General features: G+C 71.9%; 21 protein-coding genes. 6 read left to right on the plus strand and 15 right to left on the minus strand.

Going from position 1 to position 15,670, the window contains the following annotated elements:
• Nucleotides 1-3 precede the first annotated feature (3 nt).
• Nucleotides 4-420 carry a YciI family protein gene (locus BMW88_RS17995; protein WP_245777894.1) on the plus strand — a complete coding sequence of 139 codons (417 nt, stop codon included), beginning with the start codon at nucleotides 4-6 and terminating at the stop codon, nucleotides 418-420.
• A gap of 306 nt (nucleotides 421-726) precedes the next feature.
• Here the strand turns inward: BMW88_RS17995 and BMW88_RS18000 are convergent, their stop codons facing one another.
• Genes BMW88_RS18000 through BMW88_RS18010 form a run of 3 tightly spaced genes read right to left on the minus strand, consistent with a single transcriptional unit; the run spans nucleotide 727 to nucleotide 3,455 of the window.
• Nucleotides 727-1,419 (minus strand): aspartate/glutamate racemase family protein, encoded by a 693-nt coding sequence (locus tag BMW88_RS18000; RefSeq protein ID WP_089952002.1) that lies wholly within the window; start codon nucleotides 1,417-1,419, stop codon nucleotides 727-729.
• Between the two features lie 9 nt (nucleotides 1,420-1,428).
• Nucleotides 1,429-1,983, minus strand: coding sequence for a TIGR03086 family metal-binding protein (locus BMW88_RS18005; RefSeq protein WP_089952004.1), 555 nt, complete (start codon nucleotides 1,981-1,983; stop codon nucleotides 1,429-1,431).
• Nucleotides 1,984-1,994: 11 nt separating this feature from the next.
• Complete coding sequence (locus tag BMW88_RS18010; RefSeq protein ID WP_218148107.1) at nucleotides 1,995-3,455, minus strand: amidase; 1,461 nt, start codon at nucleotides 3,453-3,455, stop codon at nucleotides 1,995-1,997.
• A 79-nt stretch (nucleotides 3,456-3,534) separates the two neighbouring features.
• On the opposite strand from BMW88_RS18010, the gene BMW88_RS18015 reads away from it, so the two are divergent.
• Both BMW88_RS18015 and BMW88_RS18020 read left to right on the plus strand, forming a co-directional pair.
• Nucleotides 3,535-4,116: a TetR/AcrR family transcriptional regulator gene (locus tag BMW88_RS18015; protein ID WP_089952006.1), complete on the plus strand. Its 582-nt coding sequence runs from the start codon at nucleotides 3,535-3,537 to the stop codon at nucleotides 4,114-4,116.
• A gap of 10 nt (nucleotides 4,117-4,126) precedes the next feature.
• Nucleotides 4,127-4,900 carry a helix-turn-helix transcriptional regulator gene (locus tag BMW88_RS18020; RefSeq protein WP_089952007.1) on the plus strand — a complete coding sequence of 258 codons (774 nt, stop codon included), beginning with the start codon at nucleotides 4,127-4,129 and terminating at the stop codon, nucleotides 4,898-4,900.
• Here BMW88_RS18020 and BMW88_RS18025 read toward each other — a convergent pair.
• Nucleotides 4,893-5,315, minus strand: a complete 423-nt coding sequence (locus BMW88_RS18025) for a VOC family protein (RefSeq protein WP_089952201.1) — start codon at nucleotides 5,313-5,315, stop codon at nucleotides 4,893-4,895. The genes BMW88_RS18020 and BMW88_RS18025 overlap by 8 nt on opposite strands.
• 123 nt (nucleotides 5,316-5,438) lie before the next feature.
• Between BMW88_RS18025 and BMW88_RS18030 the strand changes: the two genes are divergently transcribed.
• Complete coding sequence (locus BMW88_RS18030; RefSeq protein ID WP_089952009.1) at nucleotides 5,439-6,029, plus strand: LysE family translocator; 591 nt, start codon at nucleotides 5,439-5,441, stop codon at nucleotides 6,027-6,029.
• Here BMW88_RS18030 and BMW88_RS18035 read toward each other — a convergent pair.
• The 8 genes from BMW88_RS18035 to BMW88_RS44325 all read right to left on the minus strand — a co-directional run bounded on the left by BMW88_RS18035 (nucleotide 6,026) and on the right by BMW88_RS44325 (nucleotide 12,456).
• Entirely contained in the window at nucleotides 6,026-7,273 is a 1,248-nt protein-coding gene (locus tag BMW88_RS18035) for an RNA polymerase sigma factor (protein WP_089952010.1), read from the minus strand. The two genes, BMW88_RS18030 and BMW88_RS18035, sit on opposite strands and share 4 nt — an antisense overlap.
• Before the next feature lie 7 nt (nucleotides 7,274-7,280).
• Complete coding sequence (locus BMW88_RS18040) at nucleotides 7,281-7,502, minus strand: YciI family protein (RefSeq protein WP_143116126.1); 222 nt, start codon at nucleotides 7,500-7,502, stop codon at nucleotides 7,281-7,283.
• Between the two features lie 73 nt (nucleotides 7,503-7,575).
• The gene (locus BMW88_RS18045; protein WP_089952013.1) at nucleotides 7,576-8,412 is read right to left on the minus strand and encodes an NAD(P)H-binding protein; all 837 of its coding nucleotides are present in this window, start codon (nucleotides 8,410-8,412) and stop codon (nucleotides 7,576-7,578) included.
• On the minus strand, nucleotides 8,409-9,164 hold the full coding sequence (locus BMW88_RS18050; RefSeq protein WP_089952015.1) for a TetR/AcrR family transcriptional regulator: 756 nt from the start codon (nucleotides 9,162-9,164) through the stop codon (nucleotides 8,409-8,411). The genes BMW88_RS18045 and BMW88_RS18050 overlap by 4 nt, the downstream gene beginning before the upstream one ends.
• 453 nt (nucleotides 9,165-9,617) lie before the next feature.
• Nucleotides 9,618-10,352, minus strand: coding sequence for a hypothetical protein (locus tag BMW88_RS18055; protein WP_245777880.1), 735 nt, complete (start codon nucleotides 10,350-10,352; stop codon nucleotides 9,618-9,620).
• Nucleotides 10,353-10,421: 69 nt separating this feature from the next.
• Nucleotides 10,422-10,643 (minus strand): hypothetical protein, encoded by a 222-nt coding sequence (locus BMW88_RS18060; RefSeq protein WP_143116127.1) that lies wholly within the window; start codon nucleotides 10,641-10,643, stop codon nucleotides 10,422-10,424.
• On the minus strand, nucleotides 10,640-11,149 hold the full coding sequence (locus tag BMW88_RS18065) for a YflT domain-containing protein (RefSeq protein ID WP_089952018.1): 510 nt from the start codon (nucleotides 11,147-11,149) through the stop codon (nucleotides 10,640-10,642). Before BMW88_RS18065 ends, BMW88_RS18060 begins: the two co-directional genes overlap by 4 nt.
• Nucleotides 11,150-11,187: 38 nt before the next feature.
• The gene (locus BMW88_RS44325; RefSeq protein WP_089952019.1) at nucleotides 11,188-12,456 is read right to left on the minus strand and encodes a GNAT family N-acetyltransferase; all 1,269 of its coding nucleotides are present in this window, start codon (nucleotides 12,454-12,456) and stop codon (nucleotides 11,188-11,190) included.
• Between the two features lie 129 nt (nucleotides 12,457-12,585).
• On the opposite strand from BMW88_RS44325, the gene BMW88_RS18075 reads away from it, so the two are divergent.
• Nucleotides 12,586-13,056 (plus strand): hypothetical protein, encoded by a 471-nt coding sequence (locus tag BMW88_RS18075; RefSeq protein WP_089952021.1) that lies wholly within the window; start codon nucleotides 12,586-12,588, stop codon nucleotides 13,054-13,056.
• On the opposite strand, the gene BMW88_RS41925 is transcribed toward BMW88_RS18075, so the two are convergent.
• Together BMW88_RS41925 and BMW88_RS18085 are read right to left on the minus strand one after the other, a co-directional pair.
• On the minus strand, nucleotides 13,053-14,318 hold the full coding sequence (locus BMW88_RS41925) for a hypothetical protein (RefSeq protein ID WP_089952022.1): 1,266 nt from the start codon (nucleotides 14,316-14,318) through the stop codon (nucleotides 13,053-13,055). The genes BMW88_RS18075 and BMW88_RS41925 overlap by 4 nt on opposite strands.
• Nucleotides 14,315-14,893, minus strand: a complete 579-nt coding sequence (locus tag BMW88_RS18085) for an RNA polymerase sigma factor (protein WP_089952024.1) — start codon at nucleotides 14,891-14,893, stop codon at nucleotides 14,315-14,317. The genes BMW88_RS41925 and BMW88_RS18085 overlap by 4 nt, the downstream gene beginning before the upstream one ends.
• A gap of 114 nt (nucleotides 14,894-15,007) precedes the next feature.
• On the opposite strand from BMW88_RS18085, the gene BMW88_RS18090 reads away from it, so the two are divergent.
• Complete coding sequence (locus BMW88_RS18090) at nucleotides 15,008-15,232, plus strand: hypothetical protein (protein WP_089952026.1); 225 nt, start codon at nucleotides 15,008-15,010, stop codon at nucleotides 15,230-15,232.
• Between the two features lie 198 nt (nucleotides 15,233-15,430).
• Here BMW88_RS18090 and BMW88_RS18095 read toward each other — a convergent pair whose 3' ends face one another.
• Complete coding sequence (locus BMW88_RS18095) at nucleotides 15,431-15,658, minus strand: hypothetical protein (protein WP_089952028.1); 228 nt, start codon at nucleotides 15,656-15,658, stop codon at nucleotides 15,431-15,433.
• Between the last annotated feature and the right edge of the window lie 12 nt (nucleotides 15,659-15,670).

Below are 15,670 nucleotides of genomic sequence, written 5' to 3' on the forward strand. Positions count from 1 at the left end.
TACATGCTGGTCAGCTACGGCGGCAGCCAGGAGGACTGGGAGGGGCTCGCCGCGTGGTCGGACGAGGACCTGCACCGCATGATCGCCTACATGCGCGACCTGGACGCCGAGCTGCGCGCCTCCGGTGAGCTGCTGCAGTCCGAGGGGCTGAGCGGACCGGCACGGGCGTTCGTGGTGCGCGGCTCGGACGACGGCGGCGCGCCGGTCGTGGTCGACGGGCCGTTCGCGGAGTCCAAGGAGGTCATCGCCGGGTACTGGGTGGTGGACGTCGGCAGCCGCGAGCGGGTGCTGGAGATCGCGCGCAAGGCCTCGGCGTGCCCCGGGCCCGGCGGGAAGGTCCTCAACCAGCCGATCGAGGTGCACCCGATCATGTCCGCGCCGGACGAGGACCCGGACACGCTGGCGCCGTACCAGAAGTAGCGCCGGTCTCCGACCGGGGTGCGAACCACCACGCACCCCGGTCGGAGACCGGTGTGTCAGCGTCCCATCGCGGGCAACAGCCGTGCCTGAGCTCAAGGAGGCGGTCAGCCCGCCGGTCCGCACCTCGTGCGGTGGTGGTGCCGCGGAAGCGGGAACGGCTGCCGTGGCGGCAACCACGACAGCCGTCAGCCCTGCGGCGAGATGCGATCGTTTCAACGCGAGTTGTTCACCTTGGTGAGGAATAGCCCTCGGTGACCAGGACACTCCGCACAGTGGCGAAGTTGCGGCTCCGATCGCACCGGCCGTTCACAGAGTGCTCTGGATCGCCCTCTCGACGGCGGCCTCGACGTGCAGGCGGGTCGTCGGGAACACCGGGAGCGGCACGTCGGCCTGGCCGATGAGCAGCTCGATCTCGGTGCAGCCGAGGATGACGCCCTCGGCGCCGTCGAAGCGGGCGATCACGTCCTGGTAGGCGCGGCGGGACTCGTCGCGGACCACGCCCAGGCACAGCTCGTCGTAGATGATCCGGTGCACGGTCGCGCGGTCCTCGGGTGAGGGCAGCAGCACGCGCAGCCCGTGGGACTCCAGGCGTTCGCGGTAGAACGGCTGGTCCATGGTGAAGCCGGTGCCGAGCAGCCCGACGGTCGCCAGGCCCGCGGCCTTGACGGCCGCCGCGGTGGTGTCGCCCAGGTGGATCATCGGGATGTCGACGGCGGCCTGCACCTGGTCGAACACCTTGTGCATGGTGTTGGTGCACAGCAGCAGGAAGTCCGCGCCGCCCGCCTGCACCTGCGCGGCGGCGCCGGCGAGGGCCTTGGCGGCGTCGTCCCACCTGCCCTCGACCTGCATCCGCTCGATCTCGGCGAAGTCGGCGGAGTGCAGCACGACCCTGGCCGAGTGCAGTCCGCCGAGGCGTTCGCGCACCAGCACGTTCGCGAGCCGGTAGTACTCCGCGCTGCTCTCCCAGCTCATCCCGCCGAGCATCCCGATGGTCAACATGCGCCCCAGTCAAGCAGGCCGGCGCGGATCGCGGCCGGTGGCGGCCAGCAGCCGCTCGAACGGCGAGGCGTCGCCCGGTACCTCGACGGGGTCCTTGAAGACCTTCCACTCCACGGCCATCGGCCCCATCCTGGCGACGAGGTCCGTGACCTCGGCGAGCACCTCGGCGTCGGGCTCGAAGTACTGGCCGGTCGCCCGCGCGAGGTCCCAGGCGTGGACGGTGAGGTCGAGCAGCGCCAGCCCGCCGACGGTCCGCGCGGGCATCTTCATGGCGCCGGAGATGCCCTCGGTCGCGCCGGGCTGTGCCCACGCCTCGACGAGCCGGGCGGTCTCGGCCGGGAACCGCACGCGCCAGTCCGGGTAGGCCGGGGTGTGGCCGAAGTCGGCGTCCTGCTTGGCGGCGAGCTTCTGGAACTCGACGACGACGTGCAGCAGGTGGTCGAGCAGGGCGCGGACGTCGTAGTCGGCGCACGGGGTGGGCCGGGTGAGGTCGTCGTCGCCGATACCGGCGATGACGGGCAACGCGTGGTCGCGGGCGCGGTCGAGCAGAACGCTGAGCTTCATGGTCGCCGACGTTATGGCCGTGCGGCTCGCGGCTCTTGAAAAAACGCGCCAACCTGGCGGGGGCCGACCGGCGTGACCACGCCGAGGCGGTTCTCGACCGCCTCGGCGGCGGCCAGGCAGAGGTCCTCCCGGAACGCGCGCCCGATGATCTGCACGCCGGACGGCAGCCCGTCGACGACCCCGGTCGGCACGGCGACCGCGGGAACGCCGGCGAAACTGGTCACCGCGCACAGGCGCATGGCCTCGGCGACCCGCTCCCGTCCCGCTTCGTCGCGGGACTCCAGCCCCGGCTCGACGGGCGGCTCCGTGAACACCGGCCCGAGCAGCAGCGGGTACTCGTCGAGGAACTCCGCCCAGGAGCGGCGGATGCCGAGCCAGGTCCCCATCAGCTCCACGAGATCCGCGGCGGTCGCGGGCGCGGTCTTGTCCATGACCATCTGGATGTAGCGGTCCTCACCCTCGCCGAGCAACGTCCGCACCGCGGGCCAGGTCGGCGCGAACTCGGCCAGGGTGATCCGGCCGTAGGCCTCGAGCGTCTCGGCCAGCCGCGGGACGTCCGCCACCTCCCGCACGTCGTAGCCCGCGTCGTGCAAGGCGTCCGCCGCCGCCGCGACGGCCGCGCTGACCGCGGGGTGGACACCGCGACCACCGGGATCGGTCACGACCGCGACCCGCACCGGCCCCGGCAGCGGGTCGCCGTACAGGGGAACCGGTACGGCTCTCGGATCCCGCGGGTCGGTCCCGGCCAGCACCTCGTAGGCCAGGCGCAGGTCGGCGACGGAGCGGGCCAGGGGGCCGTCGGTGACCAGCATCTGCGAGGCCGGTCCGGGGTCGCCGGAACCGAGGAGGCGGTGGTCGGCGGGGAACCGCCCCGTCGTCGGCTTCAGCCCCGTCACGCCGCAGAACGAGGCCGGGATCCGCACCGAGCCGCCGGAGTCGTTGCCGAGACCGAGCGCGGCCATGCCGGTGGCGACGGCCACCGCGTCGCCACCGCTGGAGCCCCCGGGGGTCCGGGCCGGGTCCCACGGGTTGACGGTGTCGCCGAACAACTGGCTGCGGGTGTGCATCCCGGCCAGGATCAAGGTGGGCACGTTGCTGTGCCCGATCGGGATGGCCCCCGCCGCGCGGAGCCGGGCCACCGGAGGCGCGTCCGCCGGCGCCACCAGGTCGCGGAACCGGGGCGTGCCGAGCGTGGTCGGCACCCCTTCGACCGCGGTGGACTCCTTCACCGTGAACGGCACGCCGGCCAACGGGCCGAGCACCTCGCCCGCCGCACGCCGCCGGTCCGCCCGGTCCGCGGCCTCGCGGGCCTGCTCGGCGATCAGCTGCGTGATGGCGTTGACCTGCGGGTTGACCTCCGCGATGCGGTCCAGGTGGCTGTCGACGAGGTCGCGGGCCGACATCTCGCCGTCGCGGACCGCCTTCGCCTGGGCGGCGGCGGTCATCGCCCACGGGGCGTCATGGTTGATCATCGTGCTCCCTGTCCGCGTGCCGGCGCGTCCGCGATCCGGCATCGATACGATCGTATCGAAACAAGGAGGTGGGGCGCGCATGCCCAAGCAGGTGGACTACGAGGACCGGCGGCGCAGGATCGCCGAGGCCGTCTGCCTCCTCGCCGACGAGCTGGGACCGGAGGGGGTGAGCATGCGCGACGTCGCCGCGCGCGCCCAGGTCTCCGTGGGCGCTGTGCAACGCTGCTTCCGCAGCAAGGAGGAGATGCTCCTGTTCGCTGTCGGCCACGTCGGCGAACGCCTCACCGAACGCGTGAGCGCACGCCTGGCCGCGGACCCGGCGCACGCCCTGGGGCACGCGATCGACGAGATCGCCCTGCTCCGCGAGGAACACCGGGCCGAAGCGCGGATCTGGCTCGCGTTCGTCGCCCAGGCCGTCGTCAGGGAGCCGCTCGCCCGCACCCTGAGGAACAGCTACGCGGCTCTCGAGGACCTCCTCACCCGCCTCGTCGCGGAGGCAGCCGGGAACGGCCCCGCCGACCCGCGGGCCGAGGCCCGCGCCCTGCTCGCCCTGGCCGACGGTCTCACCACCCACGTGCTCATGGGCCACCTGACCGCGCAAGCGGCCGAGGACGTCCTGAACACGCACGTGGCCGGTCTCCGGGAACGCCTGCGCACCTAGGATCTGCGGCGTGCAGGGGCCGCGCCAGGACACTCGGGGGATCGTGGACGCGCGTGAGCTGTTCGCCCGCGTGCGGTTCCGCCGCCGTTTGCCGTGTCCGGAGTTGCAGCCGTACCTGGAGCACTACTGGCTGATCGACGGTCATCTGGACGCGCCGTACACCACACACGTCGTGCCGCATCCGTCCGTGAACATCGTCTTCGAACACGGGTACGCGCACCCGGAGCTGGCCGGGGTGGGGCTCGGGTTGTTCCGCCGCGTGCTGGCCGGGCGGATCCGCGTCGCCGGGGTGCAGTTCCGGCCCGGCGGCTTCCGGCCTTTCCGCTCCGAGCCGGTGTCCGCGTGGACCGGGCGGCACGTGCGGCTGAGCGGCGTCGACTCGGCGCTGGTGCTGGGCGTGGAGGACGAGGACGACCGGGTGGCGGCGCTCGACTCGTTCCTGCTGGGGATGGGACCCGCGCCCGACCCGCAGGCCGCGCTGGCGATGGAGCTGGTGCAGCGCATCCGCGACGACCGGGACATCCGGCGGGTCTCGGACTTCGCGCGGGAGTGCGGTGTCGCGGTGCGGACGATGCAACGGCTGTTCGCGGACTACGTCGGCGTCAGCCCGAAGTGGGTCATCCTGCGGTACCGCATCCACGAGGCGTTGGAGCGCGCCGAGTCCGAAGTGCAGTGGTCACGGCTGGCCGCCGACCTCGGCTACAGCGACCAGGCCCACCTCGTGCGGGACTTCACCCAGACCGTCGGCGTCTCCCCCACGGCCTACGCGCGGGCGCTCACGTGAGGGACGCGCTCAGCTCCAGCAGGATCCCCTCGGGCCCGCGGACGTAGCAGGTCCGCAGGACGTCCCGGTAGGTCTCGACGTTCCCGACCAGCTCGGCGCCGTGCGGGCGGAGCCGGGCGAGGGTGCCGTCGAGGTCGTCGACGGCGAACGCGACGTGCCGCAGGCCGAGGGCGTTGATCGGGGCGTGCGAACTGCCGTCGACGGCTTCGGGTGCCTGGAACTCGCTGAACTCGATCCGGTACCGGCCGTCCGGCGTGCGCAGCATCGCGATCCTGCTGCGGGAGCCCTCGAGCCCGATGACACCGTCGACGAACCCGCCCTCCATGTGCGCCTCGCCCTCCAGCTCCATGCCGAGAGCCTCGAAGAACGCGACGGCGGCCGCGAGGTCGGTGACGGTCATACCCACGTGGTGCATGCTCTGGATGCTCATGCCCCTGGGACGACGCCGCGGGAGCGTTCTCGACACGAGAAGTGGTCCATTTTCGCAGGCGTGTTCTGGCTCTCCTGCCTGGGCCGCTTTGGCGGCAGAGTCACCGGCATGAGCCTCGCCTTCCTGGTCACGACGTTGCTCGCGGTCGCCACCCCCGGCACCGGTGTGCTGTACACGCTGTCCGCCGGTCTCGCGCACGGGCGCAAGGCGAGCGTCATCGCCGCGTTCGGCTGCACGCTCGGGATCGTGCCGCACGTGCTGGCCACCGTCACGGGTCTCGCGGCGCTGCTGCACGCGAGCGCGCTGGCGTTCGAGATCGTGAAGTACCTGGGTGTCGCCTACCTGCTGTATTTGGCGTGGACCACGTTGCGGGACCGCGGCGACCTCGTCGTGGACACCGCGGCCGCGCCGGCCTCGGCGCGCACGGTCGTGGTGTCGGCGGTGCTGCTCAACCTGCTGAACCCGAAGCTGACGATCTTCTTCGTGGCGTTCCTGCCGCAGTTCGCGACGGGCTTCGGGGAGATGGGGGCGTTGAGCGGGGTGTTCATGGCGCTGACGTTCGTGGTCTTCGCCGTCTACGGGGTGTTCGCGGCGTCGATGCGCGACCGGGTGCTGGCCCGGCCGCGCGTGGTGGTGTGGCTGCGCCGGTTCTTCGCCGCCGCGTTCGCGGCGCTGGGCGCGAAGCTCGCGCTGACCTAACCGCAGGCGGCGGCGCGGCCGAGCAGCAGGGCCTTCTCGCGTTCGTTGCGGGTCAGCGCGGCGGCCTTCTCGAACTCCGCCTTCGCCTCCTCGGTCCGGCCGAGCTTGGCCAGGAAGTCGCCTCGCACGCTCGGCAGCAGGTGGTAGCCCTGCAACGCCTTGGCGCCGGAGATCTCGTCGACCAGCGCGAGACCGGCGGCGGGACCGAAGGCCATCGACAGCGCCACCGCGCGGTTGAGCTCGACGACCGGGGACGGTGAGATCTGCGCGAGCACCTGGTAGAGGGCGGCGATCCGCTGCCAGTCGGTGTCCTCGGCCTTGCGCGCGCGGGCGTGGCACGCGGCCAGTGCGGCCTGGACGTAGTAGGGGCCGGGCGGTTGGTTGAGGGCCTCGGCGCGTTCGAGGGCGCGCAGGCCACGGCCGATGAGCAGCCAGTCCCACTTGCCGCGGTCCTGCTCCAGCAGCAGCACGGGCTCGCCGCCGGGGCCGGTGCGGGCCTTGGCGCGGGAGGCCTGGATCTCCATCAGCGCGACCAGGCCGTGGACCTCGGCCTCCTTCGGCGCGAGCTCGGCGAGCACGCGGCCGAGCCGCAACGCCTCCGCGCACAGCTCGGGACGCATCCAGTCGTCGCCCTGCGTGGCCGAGTAGCCCTCGTTGAAGATCAGGTAGAGGACCTCGAGCACCGAGGCCAGCCGCGGGGCGAGGTCGGGCCCCTCGGGGACCGCGAACCCGACGCCGGCGTCGGCCAGCGCCTTCTTGGCGCGCACGATGCGCTGGGCGACGGTCGACTCGCTGACGAGGAACGCGCGGGCGATCTCCTCGGTCTTGAGGCCGCCCAGCATCTTCAGCGTCAGAGCCACCCGCGCCTCGGTGCGGAGCACGGGGTGGCAGGCGGTGAAGATGAGGCTCAGCAGGTCGTCGCCGATCTCGTCCTCGACGCCCTCGCTGGCATCGGGCGTGGCTTCCTGGATGTCGCGGCCGATCTCCTCGACCTTGCGGTTGAAGTTCTCGCGGCGCCGGATCTGGTCGATCGACCGGCGCTTGGCCGTGGTCATCAGCCACGCGCCGGGGTTCTTGGGCACGCCCTCGACCGGCCACTGCTCCAGCGCCGCCACCAGCGCGTCCTGGGCCATCTCCTCGGCGAGGCCGACGTCGCGGGTGTACCGCGCGAGTGCGGCGATGACCTTCGCCGACTCCATCCGCCAGACCGCGTCGATGGTGCGGTGCACCGAGGTAGCCCCCATGCGGGCATCAGACCACAGCCACCTGGCGTATTTCCACGACACAGGCCGGAAGCGGTATGCGCCGCACGCGTTCGACGGCTTCCTCCGCGTCGCGGACGTCGATCAGCCAGTACCCGGACACCCCGCACGCGCCGGGCACCAGGTCGCCCGCGTCGAGCAGGACGCCCGCGCGCAGCAACCCGTCCCCGTGCAGCGCCGCCACCGGTTTCGAGCTTCTCACGAACACCATGAACCGCACCGGACCTCCTCGTTCGCTCTCACCTGGACGTCGAACGAGGAGGTGCCGGAATCGACGGCGGTGATCAGGCCGTGAAGTCGGCGGCGTGGTCGCGGGCCCACTGCGCGAACGTCCGGTACGGCCGGCCGGTGAGCCGCTCGTAGTCCGGCGACACGACGAACTCGTAGTCGGTGACGTCGTCGGGGTCGCCACCCTCGTAGCCGCCGAGGCCGAGGACGTAGCGGGCGATCTCCTCCGGCCAGCCGACGCTGATGTAGTAGGCGAGCGCCTCCTCGGGCGTGACGTCCCGGAACCGCAGCTCGCGGCCGATGGCCTCGCCCAGTGCCACCGCCATCTCCCGCTGGGTGATCTGCGCCGGCCCGGTCAGGTGGTAGACCTGGCCCGCGTGCCCGTCCTCCAGCAGCGCCTTCACCGCCACGTCGGCGATATCGGCCTCGTGGATCGGCTGGCCGAACGCGTCGGGGTCGGGGTGCACGATCGTGCCGTCCGCGCGGATCGACGGTCCCCACAGGTCGATCTTGTTGACGGCGAACTCGCCCGGCCGCAGGTGCGTCCACGCCACGCCGGACGCCTCGACCGCCTGCTCGACCGGCAGGTGGTGCGTGGTGTCGTAGCCGTAGGTCACGGCGCCGCTGGACAGCGTCACGATCCTGCGCACGCCGGCGCGCACCGCCCGGTCGACCACCTCCCGGGCAGTGGGCGGGTGCGCGAACAGGTACAGCGCGTCCACGCCGTCGAACGGGATGCCGTCCGGGTCGTCGAGGTCGCCCCGCACCGTCTCGGCGTGACCGGGGAAGCCCGCCTTGCCCGGGTCGCGGGTCATGGCCCGCACCCCGGCGCCGAGCCGGTCCACCACCAGCCGTCCGACGTTGCCCGTCGCGCCGGTCACCAGGATCGTCATCGCAGGCCCCCTTCGATGCCGTCGAGCAGCCGGTCGAGCCCGTAGTCGAACGAGCTGCGCATGTTGTCCGCGAGCGTGCCCTGCGTCTCGTAGGCGCCGGCGTTCCACAGGTTCGTCATGGTCGGGTAGCGCTCGACGTCGAAGTAGTCGTCCCAGAACACCTGCCGCGCACCCCACCAGGAGTCACCGGACTCACCGGTGACCCGCGCGAGCTGCTGGTCGTCCACCTCGGAGGCGGCGGCGCCGTGCACGAACCCCTCGACCGCGACGTGCGCCACCGTGACGTGCCGCGGCTCCAGCCCCGAGTCGGCGAGCGCGGCCAGCACGAACTCCTGGCCGTCCATCAGCCCGGGCCCGAGCGGCGGCCGCACCATCGACACGTCCCGCATCCACGGGTGCGCCCGGTAGACCGCCCGCGTGCGGTCGGCGTAATGCTTGATCCGCTCCCGCCACGACCCCTCGGGCGTGAGGTCGCGCTCCCGCAGCACCGCGTCGGCCATCAGGTCGATCAGCTCGGCCTTGCCGGGCACGTGCGTGTAGAGCGACATCGTGCCGACGGCCAGCTCCTGGGCGACCCGCGCCATCGACATGGCACCGAGTCCTTCGCGGTCGGCCACCGCGATCGCCGCGGTGACGATCTGGTCGACGCTCACCTTGGGCTTCCTGCCGACCGGTTTCGGCTCCGGCGGCCTGCGCCAGAGCAGTGCGAGCGTCTTGAGCGGGTCTCCCCCGCCACTGCGTTCGACGGCCATCCGTCCACCCCATTTCCGTAGGCCATACGGAAAGAATACCGTACGTCCTACGGAAATGGGCGACAAGTGGACTCTCAGTCGGGTACTTGACAGAAGCTGTAGCCGGAGCTACAAAAAATCTGTACCTAGTAGCTCTTCTTCGGGAGTGATACGAGGTGCTTTCAACCAGCGAGAGGGCATTCGCGGACCTGGTCTGCGCCGACGCCGAGTGGGTGAGCGCGGAGTTCGAGGCGATCATCGACGCCAACTTCGACCAGGTACCGGTGCCGCGTCCTCACTCTCGTGCGGGCGCCGTGGGGTATCCGGAGCCCCCGGCGCTGCGAGGGGTGTGGCGCACCGGGTTCGCGAGGTCGCGGCAGCGATCTCCTCCGGCTGGACGAGGAAGTGAGTCCCCGTCCATCCGATGAGAGGAGCCCGTGGAGGTGATCAGGGGCGGCAGGTCTGCCGCCCCTTTCACGCTGTCTCGCCGCGAGCCGGCACCGCCAGCATCCGCGGGCGTTGGACGTACCAGACGACCTCGACGCCACGCGGCATGACGTTGCGCAGCTCAGCGCACACCTCGTGAGTCACCACGAGCCCGGTCGTGCGGCACAACAACTCGTTGTCGTTGTACGGCGGCCTGCTCACATAGCCGCGTGACACCAGGTGCTCGCGCATCACGTCCGCGGCACGGTCCCCGGTCGCCTCCAGGTCGCGCGAGCAGTTGCCGGAGCCGCACCAGCCCGTGCCCTCGGCCACCCGCAGCCCGGCGGGACCCGGCAGCACACCTTCGTCGCGCGGCTTGGCCTCCAGGCCCATCAGCAGCAGCCACGCCGTCGCCAGCAGGCCCAGGCCGACGGTTCCCAGCAGCCACCCCACCCCCGCCGGTCGCCGTCGTTCCACCAGCACGCCGGCCTCGCACACCACCGCCGCCATCACCGGGTGGAGGCAGAAGCTCTCCAGCGCCGAGGGCACCCACGGCCCTGACCAGCCCAGTGCGCGCGGTACGACGAACCACGCGAGCAAGACCACCAGGACCAGCCCGACGGCCACCCCGGTCCGCCACGACCGGGCCAGCAGGCACCACAGCACGATCGGCACCATCCCGAACAAGCCGGCGCCCGCGTCGAACGCGGCCACGCCCAGCCCCGCGACGACCACGGCCACCCGCCACCCGTGCACCCGCACCGCTTTCCCCAGGTTCAGCACGGGTGCCAGTGAAGCGGAAACGCCGCCCCGGGGATCCGGGACGGCGTTTCCTGTGGTGGGAGCTGGTTCTCACGCTGCCAGGTCGGCTCCGGCCGGTTCCAGCAGGAGCTGCGCGACCCGCAGCTGGCGGGCGGCGGCCCGCAGGTCCTTCACGATCTCGGCCACGTCGCGGCCCAGGTCGTCCTCGGTCCGCGACGCGAGCTCGGACGCCTGCGCGCCCAGCCGGGCGCTGCTCTCGCGGAGCTCCTCGAGCGCGTCGCGCAGTTCGTCGAACGTCAGCGGGGTGCTCATGAGCGCCACGCCAGCGACGCCAGCATGTCCTTGCCGCGCTCGGCGTTGCGCGGGTGGCTCAGAACGTCGTAACGACCGGCCACGAGCTGGGTGGTCGAGGCGAAGTCACGGCGTCCCCGCGTCGCCGCGTAGCGCGTGGCGGCGCTGGCCAGCCCGAAGACCGTACCGACGACCAGGCCCGTGACGATCGGGGCGAGAGCGCCGCCGGTCGAGAACAGGCCGAGCAGCAGACCGACGAACAGACCGAACCAGGCACCCGACGCGGCACCCGCGCCGAGGACGCGGCCCCAGGTCAGGCGGCCGGTGACGCGTTCGACGATCATCGGCTCGACGCCGACGATGGTCACGTCGGCCACCGGGAAGTCGTGGTCGGCGAGGTGGTCCACGGCTCGTTGCGCCTCTTCGTAGGTCGCGTAGGAACCGATCGGCCAGCCCGTGGGCAAGGTGGGCAGTGCGTTGACGCCGGTGGGAGTGGCTCCTGTGGTGAACGGAGTCGCGGTGGTCATGTCCAACACCTCCGAAATGCGATTCCCTGCACCCATTACTACGACCGCGGCGCCCCGAATGTTCCCAGGGTTGAGCCGATGTGACTCAGCTCCCCCTCGGTAAGCGTGATGTCCAGCGAATCCAGCGTTTCGGCGAGGTCGTCGACCTGAGAAAACTCAGGTTGCCGCCCCGCGTGCTCAATCGTCAGCTCCGAGCCGACCAATCGGCGGCTCAGGCCCGGTTCCAAACGCATGACGACAAGCCTGTTGCTGAACGGTGATCGCTCGTGCGTGGCCACGTAGTAGTTGGCCATCGCGTAGTCGACAGGCCGCTGCTCGACATCGTCCTCGAAGGCGTGCATCAGCTCCCAGCCGTCCTCGGCCTGCTTCTCCAGCACCCAGCGCCGTCCCTCGCGCCGCAGCCGGTGCGGCCAGCCCGCCTGGTCCACCACGGCGCCGTCGACCAGCGGCATCGGGTGCAGCATGCCCGCACCGAACCCGACGTCGACGAGGTGGCCGTCGACGATCGACATCATGTGCGTGCGAGGCCCGGTCATCACCCGGCTCATGCGCCGTTGGACCGTGTACCCCAGACGCTCCAGCACTCCGGTGAACAGCAGTTGGTGCTCATAGCAGTAACCGCCGCGGCGCCGTTCGACAAGTTTTGCCTGGATGTCGACGAGGTCGAGCGACGGCACGAGTCCGAGCATCACGTCGATGTTCTCGAACGGGATCGCGCGCACATGCGCCTCGTGTAACTCCGTCAGCGAACTCGACGCCGACGCCCCGGTGCGTGCGAAATACGCATCCAGGTCGACTGAATCCGTGTCCCACATGGCTTCCCCCTGAGCTCGTTGCCATTCTTCTTTCGTCAGCGCGTACTCCACCTCCCCGTATTCCGCGCCGGGCAACGGGTCCGGGAACTCGACGTGGAACGTGCGCACGTGCCGGAGTCCGCACTTCTCCAGCACTCGTCGGGACCGCGCGTTGACGGCCATGGTCGTCGCGACCACCCGCCGCACCCCGCCGGCGGCGAAGCCGTGGTCGACCAGGGCTTTCCCGCCCTCGGTCGCGTAGCCGCGGCCCCAGGACGCGCGGTGCAGCCGGTAGCCGAGCTCGACGTCGCCGGAGCCGGTGGCCCGGAACTCGAACCAGCCGGCGAACCGGCCGGTGGCCTTCTCGTGCGCCGCGTGGAAGCCGCCGCCGAGGTAGTTCTCGACCGGCGCGGGGTCGAGGAACCGCATGACCTCGGGGTCGGCGTGCAGCGCGGTGACGGAGTCCACGTCGGACTCCGTCAACGGGCGCAGGGTCAGTCGCCGGGTCTCCACGCCTGGATCCTGACGCGGTCGTCCACCGATTTAGCGCGCCCGGCGACGCCATCGGCAGGAGCGGGCGTGGTCCGCTGTGGGTCGTTCGACCGATCCCCTTGCTGCCGGTGAACGTCCTAGGGTGCGGGCGTGCCCGCACGCCGCAGCCTGCGCCCGAAACCCCAGGCCCTCTCCCTTTCCGCGCGCCTGCTCCTGGCCGCCGTGCCGTTCCTGGTCGCGTGCCTGTTCCTCTGGCGGCTGCTGAACCCGGTCGGCAGCCGCGACACGCGGGGGTTCAACCCGGTGTTCGGTTGGGTGCTGCTCGCCCTCGCGCTGGCCGCCGTGGTCTACGTGCTCACCGCGGGATTCGGCGGCTGGGCCCACCGGGTGAACCGGGCCGCGAAGCACCTGATCGAGGGCGCGGTGGCGGTGACCGTGGTGGTGCTCCTGCTCGGCGGCCTGGTGGTGCCGCACGTCCTCGACGCGTCGCTCGGCGCACGGGACCTCGGCGGCCAGGGTGGCGTGCGGTTGCTCGGCGTGCTCGGACTGGCGGCGGCCCTGACGGGCGGCCTCTTGTGGCTGCGGGCGCGGCGGCGCAAGCGGTCCGCGGATCGCGGTTAGGGGACGTCCTTCGGTTTGATCGTCTCCAGGACCGCGCCCGCCGCGTCCCGCACGACCACGCGCGCCTCGGGGTGCCGGTCGATCAGCGGTGCGGCCAGCACGAACGTGCCGTCGGCGATCGAGGCGGCCACGTCGGCCGCGCCGGGGCGGGTGTAGGTGATCGAGGCGACCCGCTCGTCGGTGACCAGGCCGATGGCCGCGAAGGTCGAGCTCGCCGTGTGGTCGGCCTCCCCCGGCTCGTCCGCCTTCTGCGGCGTGAAGTCGTAGAAGGCGGCGAGGGCCGCGACGGAGGTGGTGACGCCGCGGACCTCGTCGAGCTCGTCGCTGTCGTGCACGTCGCCGCGCGGCGACTCGCCGGGCACCTCCACGCAGTGGAACAGCAGGTCCTCGAAGCGGCCGACGTGCACCGTGCTCGTGGCGCTGAGCCGGACGGTGAGCGTGTGGTGGAACTGGGCGGCGTCGGGGACCGGGCGGTCCTCCAGGCACCGCGCGAGCTGCTGGGCGCCGGGGGCGCCGCGGTCGGCGGGTGGCAGCGGGCGGTCGATCACGGGCTGGGTCGGCTTCGGCACGCCCCGCACGGCGAACTCGTCGCCGTCGGCGAGCGCCAGGGTGCCGTTCTCGGCCTTGGTGAAGCCGGCCGGGGCGAGGAAGAGGCCGTCGACGAGCGCGGGCGAGGTGGTGTTCGTGCCCCGGTCGCCGATGCGGGACAGGGTCAGGAACCTCAGGTCCGGCGACACCAGTCCCGCCAGCGCGCCGGTCGGGGTGGTGAAGAGGACCCGGACCCGGCGGCGGCCGTCCTCGATGACGGCAGGGTCCGGGGCGGAGATCGTGGTGCTGGTCGTGGTGTTCGCGCAGAAGAAGACGCCGGCCGGTGCGCGGAACGCGGTGAGGGTCGTGCCGTTCTTGCGGCTGGTGGCGATGGTCCGCCACTCGGCGGCGGGCGGGTGCGCCTTGGCGGCGGCCGCGCAGCGGGCCAGCGCGTCCGGGTGGACCGCGCCGCGTTCGACGTGGTTGACCACCGCGCGGTCCTTGCCGGTGAACTCGCCGTTGTGCGGGGCCGGAGGACCGGCGACCCAGGCGGATCCGCCCAGCAGGGCCTGGCCCGCGACGAGGGCTCCCGCGGCCAGCAGGCTCACGCCCGCGGCGACGAGGGCGGGCACGCCGGTGCGGGCGCCGGGGCGCATGCCTTCGGACAGGCGGCGGCGGGCCCGGACGCGGACGTCGTCGGGCAGGGTGCGGTGCTCGGGCAGGCGGTCGATCATCCGTTGTCCTCGGGGAGCAGGGCGCGCAGGTGGGCGCGGGTGCGGGAGACGCGGGCGCGGACGCTCGACTCGGCGATGCCCAGGAGCGTGGCGGCGTCGGCGGTGGACACGTCGCCCAGCAGGCAGAGCTGGGCGATCTCGCGCTCGGACGGTGACAGCGTCGCGATGGCGGCGACGACCAGGGCGAGCCTGCGCTGGGCGTCGGTGCGGGCGGCCACCTCGTCGGCGTGGTCGCGCTCGTCCGGCGGGACCAGCTTCGCGACCAGGCGCAGCGCCCGGCGGGAGGCCCGCCACTCGGTGCGGGCGCGGTTGGCCGTGACCGCGTAGAGCCATGGCAGCGCCGAGTCGCGCACGAGCCTGGCCTCGCCGCGCTTGCGCCAGGCGGTGAGGAACGTCGCGGAGAGCAGGTCTTCCGCCTGCGTCCAGGAGGCGGTCAGGCGGTAGGCGTAGTTCCACACCGCCTCGGCGTGGCGTTCGAACAGCTCGGTGAACGCGGCGTGATCGCCTTTCGCGATCCGTTCCCAGAGCAGCGTGTCCGGTGGCCCGACGTCCGCGCACTCGGTCGTCTCAGTCATCACATTCCGCTTGGGGCCGGCACCCGTCGGTGTGTTGCATGACGCCCGTCACACTCGTGTGAGGGAGCTGCCCCTCGGTCGAGGCGCCGATGACAGCGATGGCAAGATCTTCTCGTGCCGATCGAGCAGCAGCCCGGCAGTGTCGAGCCGGAGACCCAGCAGTTCGCGAAGATCACGTCCGAGGAGCCGCTGGCAGCAGCGACCATTCCCGCCACCGCACCCGTGACACCGGCGCCCGTGGCGCCTGCCGCCGTGGCGGCGCCCGCGCGGCAGCCGAAGTCGTTCACCCGGCGGCTGGCCCGCCGGATCCTCGGCCCGACCCTGATGACGAAGAAATAGCCCGGTTACCGGTCTGGGACCTGACCCAGCCCACCGCAGACCCGGCAGGCGGTCCGGTCCTCGTTGAGCCCGGAACCAAGGCAACGGCTGCACTCCTTCACAGAGCAACAGTGTCCGCTTCTACTCCGAGTGGAGGCAGCCGCCAAGCAGGGATGGTCCAGGCAATAATGGGTGACCCCCATCGTTCACGCTCTGTGATCACCCCTGGGCCGGGGGCCGGGGCCGGAGCTCGTTGGCGCGTGCGGCGTTGCCCTCGACGACACCGCCGGACTCGCCGTGCGGAAGCCGCCACCAGCCGGAGCAGCCCCGTGGGCACGGGTGCGACATCTCGTGCAGGACCAGGCCTTCCGGTCCCGGCACGGGCTGCTGCCACGACATGGTCCCCGACCCCGCGCACAGCAGGCAGGTGTCCTCTTCGCACTCCACACCAGGTAATTA

The organism is Lentzea xinjiangensis, from assembly GCF_900110955.1.
GTDB lineage: Bacteria > Actinomycetota > Actinomycetes > Mycobacteriales > Pseudonocardiaceae > Lentzea > Lentzea xinjiangensis.